Genomic DNA, 19,747 nt, shown 5'->3' with positions numbered 1-19,747 from the left:
TGATTTCAAACCAAAAAAAAGCCTGCATCAGCAGGCTTTTTTAGTATTGTAGTATTAGCTTTCGTTTTGCGCAGCTTGAATTGCGGTTAAAGCAATAGTGTAAACAATATCATCGACGAGTGCGCCGCGTGATAGATCGTTTACTGGCTTTCGCATACCTTGCAGCATAGGACCAATTGATATCAGGTCTGCACTTCGTTGAACCGCTTTATACGTCGTATTACCTGTGTTGAGGTCTGGGAATACAAATACGGTTGCTTGACCTGCTACAGGGCTGTTTGGTGCTTTAGAACGAGCAACATTCGGCATCACTGCAGCGTCATACTGTAAAGGTCCATCAATCACTAAGTCTGGACGTTTTTCTTTGGCAATACGTGTTGCTTCACGTACCTTATCAACATCTGAACCGGTTCCTGAACTTCCCGTTGAGTAGCTGATCATCGCAACGCGAGGCTCAATACCGAATGCAATTGCTGATTCAGCAGACTGAATTGCAATATCAGCCAATTGCTCGGCACTAGGATCAGGATTGATCGCGCAGTCACCATAAACGAAGACTTGATCTGGCATCAACATAAAGAAGATAGAAGAGACTAAGTTTGAACCCGGTGCTGTTTTGATTAACTGTAGCGGCGGACGTATGGTATTAGCGGTAGTGTTCACGGCACCAGATACAATGCCATCAACTTCGCCTTGCGCCAACATCATAGTACCGAGCACCATGTTGTCTTCTAATTGCTCTTTAGCAACGACCTCAGTCAAACCTTTATTACGTCGAAGTTCAACCATAGGCTCGACATAGCGGCTACGTGCTGACTCAGGTTCAATGATCTCGACACCTTCACCTAAGGTTACGCCTTGCTGAGTGGCAATACGCTCAATCTCTTCGCGATTACCCAGTAGGACACAACGTGCAATACCACGTTCAGCACAAATGCTGGCAGCTTCAATTGTTCTAGGTTCATCACCTTCAGGTAAAACAACGGTTTTACCTGCAGCACGAGCAAGCTCTGTTAACTTGTAACGGAACGCAGGTGGCGATAAACGGTGCTCACGTGGTGAGTTCTTCGTTACGCTTTCTACCCAGCTTTGGTCTATATGCCCGGCAACAAACTCTTGAACCTGTTCAATACGGACGGCATCATCAACGGGCACTTCGTGATCGAAACGCTGTATGTTAAGCGATGTTTGCCAAGTATTGGTGTCAATCAGGAATACAGGTAAGCCTGTTTCGAACGCTTGCTCACAAAGCTCCATAATTTGCGGTTCTGGCTCATATCCGCCCGTTAGCAAGAGTGCGCCAACTTTGACACCGTTCATTGAAGCAAGACATGCTGAAACGATAACATCACTACGATCGCCTGAAGTGACGAGCAACGAATCGGTTTTAATATGGGTAACCATATTTGGAATACTGCGGGCACAAAAGGTCACTTTACGCATACGGCGGGTGTGCATTTCACCCGCATTGATGATTTTGGCGCTTAAGTGCTTTGCAAGATCTGATGCGCGAGGTGCGACGAGATCAAGGTTGTAAGGCACACTGCCTAAAATTCGAATTTTGCTCTTACCTGGAAGTTGAAACATGCTTGCTGCATCAGCGCGCTGAATATCATCGTTGGTAAAGACTTCAGATAAGTCTGGGCGAGCACGACCTTCGTCATCAACGGGGGCGCCAATTTTGTTGATAATGGCACCAATGAGACGTTTATTTTTATTCCCACCCCATGAATTATGTGAGATCTCTAGGCGGTTCATCAGCGCAGTCGCACTTTCATTACCAGGAGTGGCGACAAAAATCACATCAGCATCTAATGCTTTAGCAATCGCATGGTTCACGTCACTTGAGAAAGGGTGGTTACGAGTTTGCACTAAGCCTTCGACAATAATGGTCTCAGTATCGTCTGTGCATTCAGTTGCACGAGCGATAATCTGCTCCATTAATACGTCTATTTTATCAGCACGAATGAGGTTTTCAGCATGAGCCATATCGAATGGTTCGAGTGGATTAACCGTGGGTGACTTGCTTAAGATGGTGGTTGAACGTTCGGGCCCACGATCCATTGGACGTTGTTGGGCTATCGGCTTAAAAAAGCGAACCTTAACACCGTGACGCTCAAGCGCACGAACCATACCTAAACTAATAGATGTTAACCCTACACCAGTCCCTATAGGGATGAGCATAATGTTGCGAGACATAAATACCTCTTGAAACTCGAGAACGCCACAAAAGTATGGCATTAGAAATGTTGTTTTGAGCTGCGAAGCTATCTAGCTTGCAGCTCAAGATGAAAATAGATAGGTCGGTACTATTTAATTAGCGCAACAGAATCTTGTGCGATAACCCACTCTTCATTTGTTGGGATCACCATCGCGACAGGACCTTCATCTGTGGTTATTTTACCTTGCTTACCAAAACGGGCAGCGGTGTTACGCTCGTTGTCGACTTTAAAATTGAAAATAGCCAATAAGCTAAGCACTTTCTCACGAATGAGATCAGAGTTTTCACCAATGCCGCCAGTAAATACCAGTGCGTCAAGACGCCCTAAAGGCACGGTGTAAGAAGCGATATACTTAGCTAAGCGATAGCAGAAAATCTCAAGCGCAAGTGTGGCGCCTTTATGGCCTGACTCATATCCTTCTTCAATGCCGCGGCAATCGTTAGTCAGCTCAGATATACCCAAAAGGCCACTTTGCTTGTTCATCAAGTTGTTCACTTCGTCAGGCGTATAACCCAATTTATTGATCAGATGATATACGATAGAAGGATCAATATCACCACAACGGGTGCCCATGACCAGACCTTCTAGAGGTGTTAGGCCCATAGAAGTATCTACACTCTTACCACCTTTAATCGCAGTAACAGATGCACCATTACCGAGGTGGGCACAGATAATATTAGTATCAGAGATCTCTTTGCCGAGTGCTTTAGCCGCTTCACGGCTGATGAATAAATGACTTGTGCCATGAGCGCCGTAGCGGCGTATACCGTGTTCACGATACAGTTTGTATGGCAGAGCATAAATGTAAGCATGTTCTGGCATCGTTTGATGAAAAGCCGTATCAAATACTGCAACCTGTGGAAGCTCAGGAAAAGAAGCCAGAGAGGCACGAATACCAATTAAGTGAGCAGGGTTATGAAGAGGTGCGAATACAGCACTTTCTTCGATACCTTTTATTACGGTTTCGTCAATGATCACCGATTGAGTGTATTTTTCACCCCCGTGAACGATACGGTGACCAATCACTTGGATTTTTTCGGCAATTTGTGGATATTCACCCAAAATGTTTTTGACAATATACTCGACAGCTTCTCTGTGTGCGGTAAATGCACCTAGGTTAGCTTCGTGTTTCTCACCGCTTACTTTCCATTTGATTCGAGAATCTTCTAGCCCAAAACACTCGGCCAGACCAGAAATTTGGTCATCACCAGTTAGCGCATCAATAACCGCAAACTTAAGAGATGAACTACCACAGTTAAGCACTAATACCAGTTTATTTGACATGTTTAAACCTTTCGCAATAAGTAATGAAATCGTTTGATTCACTGTTTAATAATAACTTCTATGGCAACTATAGGCCGAAGTCGTAAAATGTGCCCTGTAAAAAGAGCTAAAATCTGTTGCTTACCCGGCATAGAGCCTTGGGGCAAGCTGAGTGTTTGTGCTAGAGTTAGGCTTGTTATTGATTCTTATAGGAGCCATTTTTGAGCATTTATGTTCTCAAAACCCTAGGTGAAGGCCGTCGTTATATGAAGACTTGGCCTATGGTTAGACAACTGAGTTTTTACTTTCCTGAGTATCGCGTTATGCGCGCCACTCAAATTGCTTTGCCATTAATGCCGTTTTTGGCCATATTGGCGGGTGCAAGTCAGTTATACCTGCACGGTTGGGATTACCTACCTCAGGCAATCACCATTGCTTTGTTCTTTATTAGCTTACCTATTCAAGGTCTGCTTTGGTTAGGTTGGCGCTCTCGCCATCCCTTGCCGTTATCTTTATTTGACTGGGGTAATCAGTTATCAACAAAACTGCTGCAAATGGGGGTTAATTGTCGACCCTTAGGAGCTAAAGCTTGCTACTTCGATATGGCGCTTATTCTAAAAGCGGCATTCGAGTGTTTGGATGCAAGTTATTGGGAAGAGCTTTAGCTTTTGTTTGCTTTTATTGCTGAACGTAAGAACATTTAGTAAATGGCATTAATACCCATATCGATGAAGACTTGCTTTATCTGTTCCATTGTTTCAGAACTTGGAGGCGAGATCTGGCTGAGTTCATACTCTTCACCCATCGCTTCCCATTTATGTTTACCTAACTCGTGGTAGGGCAGTAATTCTACTTTCTCAACATTGCTCATTGGCTTAATAAACTCAGCCAGCGCTTGTGCAGATGGAATGTCGTCTGTAAATCCACCGACAACTACATATCGAATCCAGGTTTTTTTACCACGTTTGTGCAAATACTCGGCAAACTGCAACGTACGTTGATTACTCACTTTTGTGAGGTCGATGTGCTTTTTGTCGTTCATCTGTTTTATATCAAGTAACACCAGATCGGTATTATCGAGTAACTCATCAATGACTGGCGTATATTTACGCACGAATCCATTGGTGTCTAAGCAGGTATGAATACCTTCTTTTTTACAGGCTTGAAAAAGCTCAGCAACGAACTCAGCTTGTAATACAGCTTCACCGCCACTCGCCGTGACTCCACCACCACTGGCTTCAAGAAAAGGTCGATAGCTAATGATTTGGCTCATTAGCTCATCGACTTTAATTTCATTACCGCCGTGTAGATCCCAAGTATCGCGGTTATGACAGTATTGGCAACGCATTAAACAACCTTGCATAAAGGTGATAAATCTTATGCCGGGTCCGTCAACAGTACCAAAGGACTCTAGGGAATGAATTCGACCTATTACTGCCATTTCTGCTCCTTGTAAGGCTGGTGCAACATTGTGCTACGCCAGCCTAATCGACACTAAATCTGCTTACAGACCTTTAGTAAAGGTACGTGTGATAACGTCTTGCTGTTGCTCAGGGGTTAGCGAGTTAAAGCGCACTGCGTAACCAGAAACACGGATGGTTAGTTGAGGATACTTATCTGGATTAACCACGGCATCTTCAAGCATTTCACGGTTCATCACGTTAACGTTGAGGTGTTGACCACCTTCACGGCTATCGTTATGGGCAAAGTAACCATCCATTAGTGCAGCAAGGTTGGCTTTACGACCATCTTCATCTTTACCTAACGCATTAGGTACGATAGAGAAAGTGTAAGAGATCCCGTCTTGTGCATGAGCAAATGGTAGTTTAGCAACTGATGTTAAAGAAGCGATAGCGCCTTTTTCATCACGACCGTGCATTGGGTTTGCGCCTGGAGCAAAAGGTGCGCCTGCTGGACGTCCATCAGGTGTGTTACCTGTCTTCTTACCGTAAACCACGTTAGAGGTAATGGTTAAGATAGACTGAGTCGGGATCGCATTGCGGTACATCTTCATGCTACGGATCTTAGCCATAAAGCGTTCAACAAGGTCGGTTGCTAAATCATCAACGCGTGCATCGTTGTTACCAAATTTAGGATAGTCACCACTGATGTCAAAATCGACAGCAATGCCGTTTTCGTCACGAATTGGTTTAACAGTACCGAATTTAATGGCTGAAAGTGAATCAGCAGCAATTGATAGACCCGCAATACCACATGCCATAGTACGACGAACATCTCTGTCATGAAGGGCCATAAGTGCAGCTTCATAAGAGTACTTGTCGTGCATGAAGTGAATAGCGTTCAATGCAGATACATATTGCGTTGCAAGCCAGTCCATCATGGTGTCTAAACGACCCATAACATCATCAAAGTCTAAAACTTCATCAGTGATAGGCGCGTACTTAGGACCGATTTGAGTCTTAAGTTTTTCATCAACACCACCGTTGATTGCATAAAGCATTGTCTTAGCAAGGTTGGCACGAGCACCGAAGAACTGCATGTGCTTACCAACAACCATAGGGCTTACACAACATGCGATAGCATAATCGTCAGATGCAAAATCTGGACGCATTAGGTCATCGTTTTCATATTGGATAGCGCTAGTATCAATCGATACTTTAGCCGAGTACTTCTTGAAGTTAAGCGGTAACGCCTCTGACCATAGAACCGTAATGTTTGGCTCTGGGCTAGGGCCCATGTTGTACAATGTGTGTAAGAAACGGAAGCTAGAGCGAGTCACTAGTGTACGGCCGTCAAGACCCATACCCGCGATTGACTCTGTAGCCCAGATTGGGTCACCAGAGAATAGCTCGTCGTATTCTGGCGTACGTAAGAAACGTACCATACGTAGCTTCATCACGAAATGGTCAACCATTTCCTGTGCTGCTTGCTCTGTTAGTACACCCGCTTCGATATCACGTTCGATAAAGATATCGAGGAAGCTTGAAGTACGACCAAGTGACATTGCCGCGCCATTTTGGCTCTTAACAGCTGCAAGGTAACCAAAGTAAGTCCACTGAATAGCTTCTTTAGCATTAGTGGCTGGCAAAGAGATATCGAAGCCATAGCTTGCAGCCATCTTCTTCATCTGGCCAAGCGCTTTATGCTGCTCTGCAATCTCTTCACGAAGTTGCATAGTGTAAGACAAGTTCTCGCCAGTTTCGAAGTCAGCTTGAAGCGAACCGAATTGAGCAAACTTATCTTGCATTAAATAGTCGATACCATATAGCGCGATACGACGGTAGTCACCAATGATACGGCCACGACCGTAAGCATCAGGTAAACCAGTTAAAATCCCAGACTTACGACAGCCCATGATTTCAGGGGTATAAATGTCGAAAACACCTTGGTTGTGTGTTTTACGTAACTCTGAGTAAACATACTTGATGTTTGAGTCCAGCTCACGGCCATAAGCAGCACAAGAGCTTTCTACCATGCGGATACCACCGTTAGGCAACATTGCACGCTTAAGCGGTGCTTCTGTTTGTAAACCAACAATGGTTTCTAAATCTTTAGTGATGTAGCCCGCTTCGTGAGAGGTAATTGTTGATACTTTATCTGTATCAAAATCAACAGGAGCGTGAGTGCTGTTTTCTTGCTTAACACCAACCATCACTTTATCCCAAAGTTCGGTCGTGGCTGCAGTCGCTTCTGCTAAGAAAGACTCATCGCCCTCGTAAGGAGTGTAGTTAGCTTGAATAAAATCACGCACATTGACTTCAGTTTTCCAATCGCCTGACGTGAAACCTTCCCACGCGTTTGCAAACTGTTCAGTTTTTTCGGTCATCGTACTGTTACCTTTTGTTTGGGATAAAGGGTATTGGGTATCGGCTTTGCCTTAATACACCAATAGCTATTTTAAAACGCCTCTTTAACTCTATCGCTAAGAAGCGCGCGGAAGTGAGCACACTCCTCTGAAATCTGTTTGGTTGTCTTCATCAGTAACATCGTAATGCTTTGGATGTTAACTTTATAAATTGGTAAGACCAATTAACCATTCGTATATTAGCATGGCAGTCAGTATGCTGCACCTTTATCAAAGTGGAAATCGTTCATAAATACTAAAAGTGTTAACAAGGCAGCATTTTCTGAACAATTTAATGTTTGCATCCTTTTACGATGTCAGGTATTCGAGAGTTGGTCCGATTTTCGCAAGTAGATTTGTATTATCAATATTTGCTTTGATACTACTGGTTGATAAAACTAATGATGAGTATCAAAGATGTTGATAAGGATTATAGATGAGAAAATGAGGAAGAGAGCGGAGGACTCTCTTCCTTATTATAATTTAAAGCAGTGCCGGTATACCTGTGATCATACCAACCGCTAGCATCGCAGCCAGACAGATAATAAACGCTAACCCTGGGATAACGATACGGTCAGTTACCGACAGTGATTTGGCGCGTTCTTTATCACCGATTAAACCATTGTTGTCTAAGAACATGGTCAATGCCCATGCTAATACTGGGTTTGCCACAAAGGCGGCAAAGATACATATACCCGCGGCTTGGCTGTTTTTGGTGTTTTTCACCATCTGCATACCCGCTTCAAGTAATGGTAAAAACACGCCAACTAAAAGTGCAATCGACATGACAGGACGCCAGACGGTGATATCCATCGGATAACCAATGACTGCGACAGCGATACACATAATGCCGAGCAAAATAGCACCCGCTGGAATAGGACGCTTAGCAATCGCAGCAGGGATCATATAGGTCCCCCACGATGAGGTGATATTACCGCCACCTACTGCAGTTCCGACAATTTGACGTAGAGAACAGGTTGTCATTGTGTCATCAACATCCATCAATACTTTCTCAGAACCCTTTGGATAGTTGAGCTCTTGGAAAATTCGGTGTCCCAGAAAATCTGGTGACCACATCGCCACAGCGAGAATGGCAAACGGTAATGACGCGATGAAATGTTGGAGGTTAGGTAAGCCTAACTGCCAGCCATATTCAGTTGAGCCCCACCAATACATAGGGTTTAAATTTGGGATGCCTGGTTCAGTTACAAACTGAAGGTCTAGCCCAGCGCCAAGTGCAAAAGCCAGTATTATTGCGGCAATTGAACACAGTGGAATGGCTAGCCAGCGTTTACCTATTTTAGCGAGGTAGGAGTAGAGGATGACGTTGGCTAATAAAATAAAGAAAGCGACATAGCCTAGGCTGTAATCTAAAGCATGTTTAGCCTCAAGTCCGCCAGCCCAATCAAATAATGAGGTTATTTGACTTTTAGCACCCATAAAACCTAAGAAAACGAGCAAGCCACCTGCCACGCCACTGCTGGTCAAGTTAACTAACTTAGACCCGCCTTTAAAGTAACTAAGAATGAGGCCAAATACACCGAGCAAAATGGCTAATGCCAGTGGATGAGCTCCTGCTAACGCGATAGCACCAATCAAAGGGATCATTGGTCCATGATTACCGCCGAGATTGGCTCGGGGATTAATAAATCCTGAGCTAATAATACAAAAGAGCAGGGCCGGAATAAGCATTTCAACCCGCACGACTTGGATAGCAAATTCAGCTCCCAAGTTGACGTGTTCCCAACGAGCTGACAGACCTGAGGCCCATGCCGCCATAACCGCTGAGTACATTACAGTGATACCTATAGTACCTGCAATGGCAGGGACTAAGTCTTCCCATTCGAACCTAAAGTCTCTACCTGGGAGATTAAGCCCCCAACGCTTTGGCTTCATGATTTTTAGCTCATTATCCAAATACTCTTCGCGGGTATTGAACTCTGATGCTGGTCTGTGAAGTGCTTGGTAGCTCTGTTCAGAGCCATCTACTGCTTCATTCTTTACTGATTCAGGCATAATTTCTCATTCTCCGAGAAGAATTTAGGTGATTCATCGGGATTCGTAACTGCTTTTGGGTATTCCCTGTGAATTAACAACTTGTGTCGCAATAAGTGTAGTCGACTTCAAGCCTTTGTTAACGCTTCTGTAACGACCAAATATTAGGCATTGTTACTGCTAAATGGGGGTTACAGTGATAATCCATTACACAATGTAAATTGGTCTGACCAATTTACCTCGCAAATATTAACATAGCCACCAAGGTACAACATCAAGTATCAAAGTTATTGAATGTGCTGTTTGGGTAATTTGAGAGCAACTTAACAACTTATAAAGTGATCACTAAACAATCGAATAATAGGCATGTAATTTGCCTTAGTGTCTAGATCAATAAACGCGGCAAAAACGCTTAAATTATAACCGTCAGTAAAGTTATCTTGCTACGGAGCAATCATAGTCACAATAATTGGACGTTTGTCACACCAGATTTAAAGCTTAGTGTGATCTATGCCCACTTTAGTGTTGATTGAGGAATTCTCGAGATCTATCGATAACCGTAAAATGGCTTATTCATGTGCTTGAAATTGACTCAAATCAACTGAATAGATAGCACTGTTTATACACGTCACTTATCACTCTTGTTAACCTTTAATCAGCGATTGATGATCCTTTCTTCTTTGTTGTTGTTTTTTATATCCTCCGAAACAATACAGAGCAATAAATAAATTCTATTTACATACAATGACTTATGTTGGTTGTTGCTGTTTTTTACAATTTTAACAACTCTATTTTATTGACTTTCCATATCAATAATAATGATAGCGACCATCATTATTACCCAATTTTATTGGGCGTGTTATTAGGTTAATTTTGTTCTCAGACCGAGCGAAGCGATGGATTAACAGGAGAATTTAATGAATGTAGCGCATATTAAGTTTAGTGACGTAAAGGCGAGGGGGAAGCATGACTGCACATAGTCAACCAAACCTCATTCCTTTAACGCACCAAACGGAGACGACAACGAGCCCGGTGAATGCTGCAACGCCAAGTTTATACCAGCAAGCTGAAGGGTACGGTACAGATAAAGTGATTAAAGCCAAATGGGAATCCTTTGGTTTAGCAATATTTGCTGGTGCATTTATCGCATTGGCTTTTGTGTTCTATATTACGGTCACAACAGGCAGCAGCGGGCCCTGGGGGCTCATTCGACTAGCGGGAGGACTGGCTTTTAGTCTTGGCTTAATGTTGGTTGTGATCTGTGGTGGAGAGCTGTTTACAAGCACTGTATTGAGCAGCGTGGCTTGGGCACAGAAAAAAGTATCAAGTACGGACTTGCTTAAATGTTGGGCACGAGTCTACGCAGGAAATTTTGTGGGTGCGATGCTGATGTTGTGCATGATCGTTATCGCAGGCATGCAAAATTTGAACGACGGACAATGGGGTCTCAACGCACTTAATATCGCGCAACACAAGCTACACCATGGTTGGTGGCAAGCATTTGTATTGGGTATGTTGTGTAACATGTTGGTGTGTCTAGGTGTGTGGATGACATTCGCCAGTAAAGATGCATTAACTAAAGCAATTCTTTTGATGCTACCTGTCGCCATGTTTGTGAGTAGTGGCTTTGAACACAGCATTGCAAATCTGTTTATGGTCCCTCTCGGTATCGTTATAGCCCAATTTTCTGATCCAAGTTGGTTCGAAGCACTCAATGTGACGCAAAGTCAATTTGCAGACCTTACTATAAATCATTTTATTATCAATAATTTAATACCAGTGACTTTGGGCAACATTGTCGGCGGTGGCCTATTTGTTGGTTTGGGATATTGGTTAATAGAAAAGGCCGATCCAATAGCAAATCAAAGAACTACGTCTTCAAATAAACAAGCCTGCTTAGCGGAAGTTATTGCGTTAGCGGCTTTTGATACTCAAATCGAAACCCCATTAGCAAAACAAGCAGAAGCAGAGTCTTCACTGATTGAGAGTAACAGCCATTCTCATCTATTCCCCGGAGTAAAAATAATGCCAAAAACAATTCAAAGACTAAATGTAAGCGATCTTATGAACCCTACGCCATTCACTCTCACCGCGGATCTTTCTGTGTATGAAGGGCTTAAACAACTATCAGACAGCGCTAGTCGTGGCGCTCCCGTAGTCAACGAAAAAAAGCAGCTACTTGGGTTTATCTCACAGCAGGATCTGTTACGTAGTTTATGGTCTGAAGAATTTGTCCGTGGTATTAGCTTTAAAGTCGGTGACTTGATGCAAACCCAAGTATTAACAGTCTCGCCTTTAGATGCTGTTGCTGACTTGATTGAGTTAATGGTGGTCGATAGAAGCAAGCTATTCCCAGTCAATGATAGTGCTATGTTGATAGGCAATACGTTTAAAAGCTATGAAGAGCGGCTACGCGGGGCGAATGCTAGCAAGCCAAGTGTCTTCCCTGTGGTCGATGAGGGCGTGTTATGTGGCGTTATCACCCGAGAAGATATCGCACAAAAAGTGTGTGATCTTTACAAGTTTTAAGTTTGTTTGATATATATACCCGTCCTACCTGAAGATGCAGGATTCAGAGGCGTTGTGCAAGCCCACTTCGTTGTTGCACTAACTTAAAAGGGAATAACCATTTCTATATTAATGCGTCTAGAATTGAACTCGCACACCGCCTCTGAAACGAGCATCTTCAAGTAGAATGGGTATAGAGGTGCGATGAACCATTGCACCTCTTTGTCTCTTTCGTCGTTAACGGGGGCTTTTTGATGACAGCTTGTGGCGGCTAAGACGCCTAGCTTCTGTGATCACGCAATCTCTTAGTGGGTTTTCACCTGAATCATTGCGCCAAACAAATGAAAGGTGACGCTGCATATTGAGTTGTGGTGTTAATAAAACAACTAACTCGCCACTCGCTATCTCTTTTTCTACATCTAAGTAGGGCAGGCTACTTAAATAAGGGCCATTTTTCACAAGCGCTTTGAGTACCGAGACATATTCATACTCCTTCCACACATGCAGCTTTTCAATGATCCCATGAATAGCACCCTCAAAAATACGCCGGGTTCCGGCGCCTTGTTCGCGCAGTACCCATTTGGCTTGTTCTAGCTGCGCTAAGCTTGCTGATTTTGACTTGGCATAAGGATGATGCGGTGATGAAACCACCACAAGGTGATCATCTAGCCATTGCTCTTGGTGAAGACGACTGTCGTCGTTTCGTCCTTCGATTATGCCAAAGTCGTATTCATAATTAAGTAAGCCTTCGATCACGTTTTCGGTGTTCTCCACCATCAAGTCAATTCGTAGTTCTGGAAAATCGGTATCAATTTTACTTATAAGTTCAGGAAGCAGATGCTCTGCGGCGGTTTGACTTGAACAAATCCTAAATCTTCCACTTATAAGGTGTTGTTCGTGAAGACCTAATTGAATCTGTTGCGCATCTTGTAGCAAACGTCTGGCTTTTGGCCTAAGCCAGTTGCCCCAGTGGCTTAGGGTGAGTCTGTTCCCTTGGCGAATGAAGAGTGGTCGACCTAGCAAATTTTCTAACTGTCCTAGTGACATACTCACTGCTGACTGTGTCATAGACAATTTTCTTGCCGCCGCGCTGACGCTTTCTAAACTGGCAACAGCATCAAAAACCATGATTTGCTTAAGAGAGTACTTCATTATGTATATTGTTTTCCCTAACTGAAAATTTGCCAAATGGAAACTATCAATTTTATTGATGATCTATAAAGCCTGATTTTAGGGGGGGATCTTTAGGGACACAAGCTAAGTTGGGTAACGGTTTGAAAAACTTAGAGACGGCTCACTCTTCTAAATATAGTGTGCACCCAAATAGTACCATCTGATTAAATGTCTGTGTGTTGACTGCTTTTCAAGGTGATCACTGAGATGGGGGAATAGCCAGTGCCTTGCTTGTTAGTATGAAAGCTTCATCAGTAAATCAGTAAGTTATCTTATGTCGCCAATAGTGGCGTTTTTTACAGCGTGTAAAGTAACGGTTTAAACATTTATCAAGATATGAGTTAAGTAACTGGTTACTCTGGCTGGTGCCGATTGTAAATATTGATTAGAATCGGCCATCGCACGACTTTAGTGTCGTCATCCCGCTTCTTATATTTAACTCAGGCTGTGTGCTTTCATGAGATCGTTATCAACCACTGCATTGTTATTAACCCTTGGTTATTTTGTTTTATGGTGCCTAGGGCCTTTGTTACTAACGGAGTATGGCTACTGGTACGGCTTACCTATTTGGTTCTGGTTTTCCTGCATTTTGGCGCCACTGATGCTAATCATTTTTTTGGTGAGAACACTAGGGGAAACCAATGACTAGTTTATTACCGGTTTTGCTTTACTTAGTAATGAGCCTGTTAGTGACACGCTTTTGGAGTGCTCGTCAGTCACGTAGAACTGATGAGGACAGTGGACTCTATACTGATAAGGCAAAGCGATTTTTTATCGGCGGCGCATTTCTCAGTGGACCATTACTCGCATTAACCTTAGTGGCCACTTATACCAGTGCGAGTTCATTTATCGGCGGTTCTGGTGCTGCTTATAAATATGGACTTGGATGGGTGTGGTTAGCCCTTATCCAAGTGCCTGTCGCACTATTAACCTTAGGCGTGCTGGGCAGTCGATTTTTGGCGATGAGGCGACATCAACATGTGACCCTCATTGAGTGGCTGGATGCACGTTTTCAAAACCCTTATTTAAGTACTTTTGCAATGGTCAGCTTAGTGGTTGGTTTTATTGCCATGATTTCGGTGCAGTTTATTGGTGGCGCTAGGTTACTCTCAGGCGTTACGGGAATAAGCTATGAGCTTGGCTTAGTTATTTTCGTTTGTACGGTATTAGCTTATACCTTAACAGGGGGTTTTAGGGCGGTGGTATTAACCGATGCCTTGCAAGGTATTGTCATGTTGTTAGGGCTGTTTATCCTGTTGCTGGTGATATTGTCGCAGCCGCAACTACCGGAAAAAATGCAGCTACTCACTCAGCAAACCCCAGCCTTGTTTAGTCCCCACAGTATCGATGACTTTTTATCTTGGCCAATGATGTTGTCGTTTTGGTTGTTGATCTGTTTTGGCACCATGGGCTTGCCACATACCGTTGTGCGTTTGTTGGCGGTAAAAGATAAAGCCTCATTAAAAACCGGGATCATTTGGGGCACCATAATTTGCTTCTTTATGACGTTAATTCCACATTTATGTGGCGTGCTTGGCCGGGCTTTATTTCCTGATTTGAGTGTGCCAGACAATATTATGCCAACACTCATGTCAGGTTTGTTACCGCCATTAATCGCGGGCACATTACTGGCAGCCCCTATTGCGGCAGTGATGTCGTCGGTTGACTCGATGTTACTGCAATCAGCGACCAGTATTGTTCGAGATGGAATGGTTAAAGTGATGCCAAACCTATCAGCGACAAAGCAAGTCTGGTTGACTCGCTTTGTGATGCTGTTAATTACCCTCAGTGCTTGTTACTGGGCATTGAGCCCACCCGATATGATTGTTTGGATTAACTTGGCGGCCTTTGGCGCCTTGCAAGCGGTATTCTTATGGCCGATTGTGGCTGGGCTTTATTGGCCTTCTATTACTGGAAATAGTGCGCTGGCGGCAATGGTAAGTGGCATGTTGAGTTATCTGCTATTACAAAACCAAACGCCTTTGCCTTATCAGATCCACCCCATTGTGCCTGCGTTATTATGTTCACTGATTTTCATGTTAATGGTACAACAACTGACATGCTATTTTGCGCGAAAGCAATCGGTTGCATGATAATGCTACCAAATGCTGCTTACCGCGCGGATGATGCATAGATAAAGGCTCCACATTGGTTTATATTTGCAGCCAAATAACAATAATATGGCTGTAAAATGAATCAAGCTCCTTCCTCGAACGAACAGGCCCCCGCGCTCGCTAACAATAGTGTTGATGTGCAGAGCAATACTTGGCAGATGCCAGACACGCTAGTCATCATTTTCTTTGTCGCACTGGGCGCGGCATTAATGACCTATTTCATCCCCGTTGGTTCGTTTGAAACACAAGAGGTTAGTTACGTCATTGATGGCGTTGAGAAGAGTCGTAGTGTTATCGACCCCAGCTCATTTTCTTATGAAAAAGATGCCAATGGTGAGCCTATACTTAACCCTGTGAGCTTATTTGAAGGGGGAGGCGGCGCAGGTTTTTTTAATTTTGCATTTGAAGGTCTAGTCTCAGGTTCCAAGTGGGGTAGCGCGATTGGCGTCATCATGTTCATGTTAGTCATAGGCGGTGCTTTTGGCATTGTGATGGCAACAGGCACGATTGATAACGGCATACTAAAGTTGATCGACAAAACCCGCGGCAATGAAACCCTGTTCATTCCAGTAATATTCATCTTGTTTTCTTTAGGCGGCGCCGTTTTGGAATGGGGGAGGAGGCGATAGCGTTCGCAATAATTATTTGCCCATTAATGATAAGGCTTGGCTATGACGGCATTACAACCGTGATGGTGACGTATGTGGCGACCCAAATAGGCTTTGCCAGTTCCTGGATGAACCCTTTTAGCGTTGCGATAGCACAAGGTATCGCGGACGTACCTGTGCTGTCGGGCTCAAGCATGCGAGTGGTGATGTGGCTCGGGTTCACATTAATGGGCTTGGTTTTCACTATGCGTTATGCCGCTAAAGTCAAAGCGAAACCGGCATTTTCTTACAGTTACAGCAGTGACCAATACTTTCGTGATAATGCGAGCGAGTCTAAGCTTGATAGCCGCTTTAACGTAGGCGATATATTGGTGCTATTCACAATTGTGGCGACGATTGCGTGGATAATCTGGGGCGTTATTGCCAATGCGTGGTTTATTCCTGAGATCGCCAGTCAGTTTTTTACGATGGGGATCATCGTAGGGATCATTGGCGTGGTGTTTAAACTCAACAACATGAGCGTTAATAAGGTTGCGGCTAGCTTTAAACAAGGCGCAGCGACAATGTTGGAACCCGCGGTGCTCGTTGGGTGCGCGTCAGGCATTTTACTGTTGTTAGGCGGCAGTAATGCAGCTAATCCAAGTGTCTTGAACACTATTTTGAGTGTGTCAGGTGAGTTTATCGGTCATTTGCCCAGTGTGATGTCAGCGTGGTTTATGTTGGTGTTTCAATCTGTGTTTAACTTTTTTGTGACTTCAGGTTCTGGCCAAGCTGCTCTGACGATGCCATTGATGGCACCTTTAGCTGATATTGTTGGAGTTACGCGGCAAGTGGCGGTGCTAGCATTTCAATTGGGGGATGGCTTTACCAATGTATTGGTGCCAACGTCAGCATCCTTGATGGCAACATTAGGGGTGTGCCGAGTTGATTGGGGACAGTGGCTTAAATTTATTTGGCGTTTCATGGTCGCACTGTTTTGTGTATCGAGTGTGATTGTTATCGCCGCTCACTACTTAGGGTTTAGTTAAATCGAGATAAATTGTCAGCGCAGGTAACGCAGAAATGTCCATAAATGCAGTGTGTATGTTTAAACTGATATAAAAAATGGCATCCGAGGATGCCATTTTTATGTCTAAATAAGCGTTAAATCATAACGCTTAATTTCTACATTATTTAGAACGTGATTTCACCTTCAACAAACCATTCACGTCCACGCGCGTTGTATACGTTACGTGGGTAGTGTGGCCATGACGTTGCAGTTGGGTCAAAGTTAGGACCAGCATCAAACAAGTTTACCACACCCGTTTTGACTTTTATTGAGTCAGTGATGTTGTAACCTGCTGTTAAATTCCATTTAGTTTGAGAAGCCACTTCATGAGCACTTTCATCAAAATCTAACTCAGTTTGTGCTTTTTCAGCTGCATCGATAGCTGATTTCTTTAATGACTTGTATTGGCTGCCGTGCATGCGAGCAGTGTGGTATGCCGCTAATGTCGCTTCGAAGTCATTGATGTAATAGCCTAATACTATATTTGCACGATACTGAGGCAAGCCACCGTTATCAATATCATCTTCAACTTCATCTGTTGGTGTTAATTGGTACTCTGAATTTAGGATATAAGTACTCCGGAAATTCAGCTTAAGCTCTCCTAGCTGGTTCAGATCCCAGTTATAACCAGCAGTTAGATCAAGACCGCGTACTTTTTGGTAGGCTAGATTTTGTGCTGTTGCATTGACATGAGTAATAGTCCCGTCTGCGTCACGCGTGATCATGTCTTCAAACTGTTCGTATTCACGAGCAGCTTTTGAAGAACTGATATCGCTGACCATGTCGTCAAGCTTCCATTCCCAAAGATCGAATGATGCGTTGAATGCTTCGCCACCCCATACCGTGCCGATATTTGCAGTGTAACCAGTTTCTGCCTCTAGCTCTTTATTCGCGCCGGTAGTACTATCAATGTGCAGTTCATTACAGATTGCATTTAGCGTTTCATCTGGGTATGTCGTACCAGGAGCGCCGCCCATTGCTTGGCATTGTTTAAAGTCAATGACGGTAGCAAAACCATCGGTTGCATTACCGTATACACGGTGCATATCTGGTGCACGGAATACTGAGCTCCACGATCCGCGAACAAGTAGTTCTCTAAGTGGGCGATACTCTACTGCTATTTGTGGTGAAAGGTTACCACCAAAATCATCAAAGCGATCATAGCGAAGCGCTGCATCAATAGTTAACACATCCAACACCGGAATGCTCAATTCTGCATAAGTCGCCCAGTTTGAACGCTCACCCGCTCCTGAAGAACCGCCTTTTCCTAGAATGTTGCCATTCTTAGATTCGGAATCAGTGTCAGAGCTATAGTCTTGTGTAGTGTACTCTGCACCATATGCGAACATGGCATCGCCTGCATCCATCTCGAATAGCGGCCCAGTGATGTTAGCTTGTACGTTTTTTTGTGTAGATTGCGCCCGCTCAAAAGATGTATAAGATACTTTTTCTGCATCTTTATCTGACATATTTTTAAGCAATGAATTACCGTTTTCGCCTGCGGACACATAATCAAACATACCGCCAGCAGTAGCATAGCCACTGCCAAATACATCAACGTTAGTACGGCCATAGTTAACTGATGCGTTCCAACTATATTCATCTGCTAACATACCCTCTAAACCAGCGGTAAAGAAGTAGTTACGGGTCTTGGTTTCTGTTGAACGGTTTCCAAGCTCGTGTAGACGACGAATATAGGTGTAGTCGCCATCTTCTGCGTTAGCGAAATCGCCGCCTAAAACAGCTGATTTATTGCCAAAAACTTTGCTTAGGTAATCATCTTCACCAATTTTGCCATAGCTCACTGTTAGCTGATCGCCAGCGACATTGATGTCATAATCATTTGTTGCTGATGGTTCTATGTTCGTTGTGGATTTTGCTTCAGCAAAATCTAAACGGCCAAGGAAAGTAATATTATCACTTAGCTCGTAGTTAAAGTTGGTAGAGCTGATAAAACGAGAGCTTTCAGGTTGAAGGTCGCGCCATTGTGAACGGTCAAAACCACAGATGCTGCGAGCAGAATCCCAGAAAAAACCGCCAGCGGTACATTCTTCTGCTGAAAGTGCGCGTGCACCAGCACCAGCGCCAGAAATTCTCGCACCATATGAGCTATATTGAGAAGATGCGCTGTGAGGTACTTTGTCTGTATGTAGACCAAAGTTTTCTCTATCAGTCGCCTTGAGTGCTTCTGTATCAGTAAATTCGATGAAAGTGGAAATGTTGCCTTTATCAGAAGAAGAACCTAATGAAAGTGCAATACGGTCGCTTGCGCCGCCACCATTTGTGGTGTCACCGTGGCGATACTTAAGTGCTGCACCTTCGAAGTCTTTTTTCAAAATGATGTTAATTACACCACCAACAGCGTCAGCGCCGTAAATGGCTGAACCGCCTGATTGTAAGATCTCAATACGCTGTACAGCTTCCATTGGAAGGTTTGCAGTATCGACGAAATTATCAGTGCCGCCAGAAGGTTTTGGGTACTGGTTCAAACGTTTACCGTTAATCAGGGTTAGCGTACGGTTAGCACCTGCACCACGAAGACTGATAGAAGTAGCTGCTGGGGTAAAACCGTGGACAGATTGGGTTGTCATTGCACTGGTGGCTGACGTTAAGCTTTCTAGTGCTTCTTGGATATTGGTAAAACCTTGTTTCGCCATATCATCTGCACTTAACACAGTAACAGGAGTTGCTGTTTCCATGTCGCTACGTTGAATACGAGAACCAGTAACTTGAATTCGTTCAACTTTATCCGCATTGTCAGCGTCAACGGCAAGAACAACTGGCGAACTAAGCGCTGCTGCAGTTGCTGCACCACTTACTAACGCAAAGCGAACAGCTTTGGCCAATCTTGAATTAACTTGCATATCATTACTCCCTGGAAACTTATAATAATTATTTGTTTTATTTTAATTAGAAATATCTTTTTAAGCTGTTTCAAATGTAAATGAAAATATATTTCTCAGCGGAATATAACCATAATTAATTAACTGTGGCAACAATCTAGTTACAGG

At 43.8% G+C, this 19,747-nt stretch carries 10 protein-coding genes and 1 pseudogene; 4 read left to right on the top strand and 7 right to left on the bottom strand.

Translation table 11 applies throughout. The features are described from left to right. Nucleotides 1-54: 54 nt before the first annotated feature. Together pta and ackA are read right to left on the bottom strand one after the other, a co-directional pair. Nucleotides 55-2,199 (bottom strand): phosphate acetyltransferase, encoded by a 2,145-nt coding sequence (pta, locus tag CXF82_RS14890; protein WP_101092126.1) that lies wholly within the window; start codon nucleotides 2,197-2,199, stop codon nucleotides 55-57. A gap of 110 nt (nucleotides 2,200-2,309) precedes the next feature. Further along, on the bottom strand, nucleotides 2,310-3,506 hold the full coding sequence (gene ackA / locus CXF82_RS14885) for an acetate kinase (RefSeq protein ID WP_101092127.1): 1,197 nt from the start codon (nucleotides 3,504-3,506) through the stop codon (nucleotides 2,310-2,312). Nucleotides 3,507-3,706: 200 nt separating this feature from the next. Here ackA and yfbV point away from each other — a divergent pair, with 200 nt between their 5' ends. Continuing rightward, entirely contained in the window at nucleotides 3,707-4,150 is a 444-nt protein-coding gene (gene yfbV, locus CXF82_RS14880; RefSeq protein WP_101092128.1) for a terminus macrodomain insulation protein YfbV, read from the top strand. Nucleotides 4,151-4,185: 35 nt separating this feature from the next. On the opposite strand, the gene pflA is transcribed toward yfbV, so the two are convergent. The 3 genes from pflA to CXF82_RS14865 all read right to left on the bottom strand — a co-directional run bounded on the left by pflA (nucleotide 4,186) and on the right by CXF82_RS14865 (nucleotide 9,306). Next, nucleotides 4,186-4,926, bottom strand: coding sequence for a pyruvate formate lyase 1-activating protein (gene pflA / locus CXF82_RS14875; RefSeq protein ID WP_101092129.1), 741 nt, complete (start codon nucleotides 4,924-4,926; stop codon nucleotides 4,186-4,188). Nucleotides 4,927-4,989: 63 nt separating this feature from the next. After that, complete coding sequence (pflB, locus tag CXF82_RS14870; protein WP_101092130.1) at nucleotides 4,990-7,272, bottom strand: formate C-acetyltransferase; 2,283 nt, start codon at nucleotides 7,270-7,272, stop codon at nucleotides 4,990-4,992. 501 nt (nucleotides 7,273-7,773) lie between these two features. After that, nucleotides 7,774-9,306: a DUF3360 family protein gene (locus CXF82_RS14865; RefSeq protein WP_101092131.1), complete on the bottom strand. Its 1,533-nt coding sequence runs from the start codon at nucleotides 9,304-9,306 to the stop codon at nucleotides 7,774-7,776. Between the two features lie 945 nt (nucleotides 9,307-10,251). Here CXF82_RS14865 and focA point away from each other — a divergent pair. Further along, nucleotides 10,252-11,814, top strand: a complete 1,563-nt coding sequence (gene focA, locus CXF82_RS14860; RefSeq protein WP_102039238.1) for a formate transporter FocA — start codon at nucleotides 10,252-10,254, stop codon at nucleotides 11,812-11,814. Nucleotides 11,815-12,030: 216 nt separating this feature from the next. Here focA and CXF82_RS14855 read toward each other — a convergent pair whose 3' ends face one another. Next, nucleotides 12,031-12,945: a LysR substrate-binding domain-containing protein gene (locus CXF82_RS14855; RefSeq protein ID WP_101092134.1), complete on the bottom strand. Its 915-nt coding sequence runs from the start codon at nucleotides 12,943-12,945 to the stop codon at nucleotides 12,031-12,033. A 662-nt stretch (nucleotides 12,946-13,607) separates the two neighbouring features. Between CXF82_RS14855 and panF the strand changes: the two genes are divergently transcribed. Next, the gene (panF, locus tag CXF82_RS14845; RefSeq protein WP_101092136.1) at nucleotides 13,608-15,059 is read left to right on the top strand and encodes a sodium/pantothenate symporter; all 1,452 of its coding nucleotides are present in this window, start codon (nucleotides 13,608-13,610) and stop codon (nucleotides 15,057-15,059) included. Nucleotides 15,060-15,238: 179 nt separating this feature from the next. Further along, nucleotides 15,239-16,716, top strand: a pseudogene (gene yfcC, locus CXF82_RS14840) (putative basic amino acid antiporter YfcC). Nucleotides 16,717-16,861: 145 nt separating this feature from the next. On the opposite strand, the gene CXF82_RS14835 reads toward yfcC, so the two are convergent. After that, nucleotides 16,862-19,600: a TonB-dependent receptor plug domain-containing protein gene (locus CXF82_RS14835; RefSeq protein WP_102044460.1), complete on the bottom strand. Its 2,739-nt coding sequence runs from the start codon at nucleotides 19,598-19,600 to the stop codon at nucleotides 16,862-16,864. Nucleotides 19,601-19,747: the final 147 nt, after the last annotated feature.

Source organism: Shewanella sp. GutDb-MelDb, from assembly GCF_002836075.1.
GTDB lineage: Bacteria > Pseudomonadota > Gammaproteobacteria > Enterobacterales > Shewanellaceae > Shewanella.
The sequence above is the reverse complement of the archived record's forward strand: the minus strand, read 5'-3'. Positions and strand labels throughout refer to the sequence as shown.

Bases quoted from the DNA above. Each gene is read 5' to 3' on its own strand.
- pflB (WP_101092130.1), bottom strand. From the start codon at position 7,272: ATGACCGAAAAAACTGAACAGTTTGCAAACGCGTGGGAAGGTTTCACG.
- pta (WP_101092126.1), bottom strand. From the start codon at position 2,199: ATGTCTCGCAACATTATGCTCATCCCTATAGGGACTGGTGTAGGGTTA.
- focA (WP_102039238.1), top strand. From the start codon at position 10,252: ATGACTGCACATAGTCAACCAAACCTCATTCCTTTAACGCACCAAACG.
- CXF82_RS14855 (WP_101092134.1), bottom strand. From the start codon at position 12,945: ATGAAGTACTCTCTTAAGCAAATCATGGTTTTTGATGCTGTTGCCAGT.
- CXF82_RS14865 (WP_101092131.1), bottom strand. From the start codon at position 9,306: ATGCCTGAATCAGTAAAGAATGAAGCAGTAGATGGCTCTGAACAGAGC.
- CXF82_RS14835 (WP_102044460.1), bottom strand. From the start codon at position 19,600: ATGCAAGTTAATTCAAGATTGGCCAAAGCTGTTCGCTTTGCGTTAGTA.
- ackA (WP_101092127.1), bottom strand. From the start codon at position 3,506: ATGTCAAATAAACTGGTATTAGTGCTTAACTGTGGTAGTTCATCTCTT.
- panF (WP_101092136.1), top strand. From the start codon at position 13,608: ATGACTAGTTTATTACCGGTTTTGCTTTACTTAGTAATGAGCCTGTTA.
- pflA (WP_101092129.1), bottom strand. From the start codon at position 4,926: ATGGCAGTAATAGGTCGAATTCATTCCCTAGAGTCCTTTGGTACTGTT.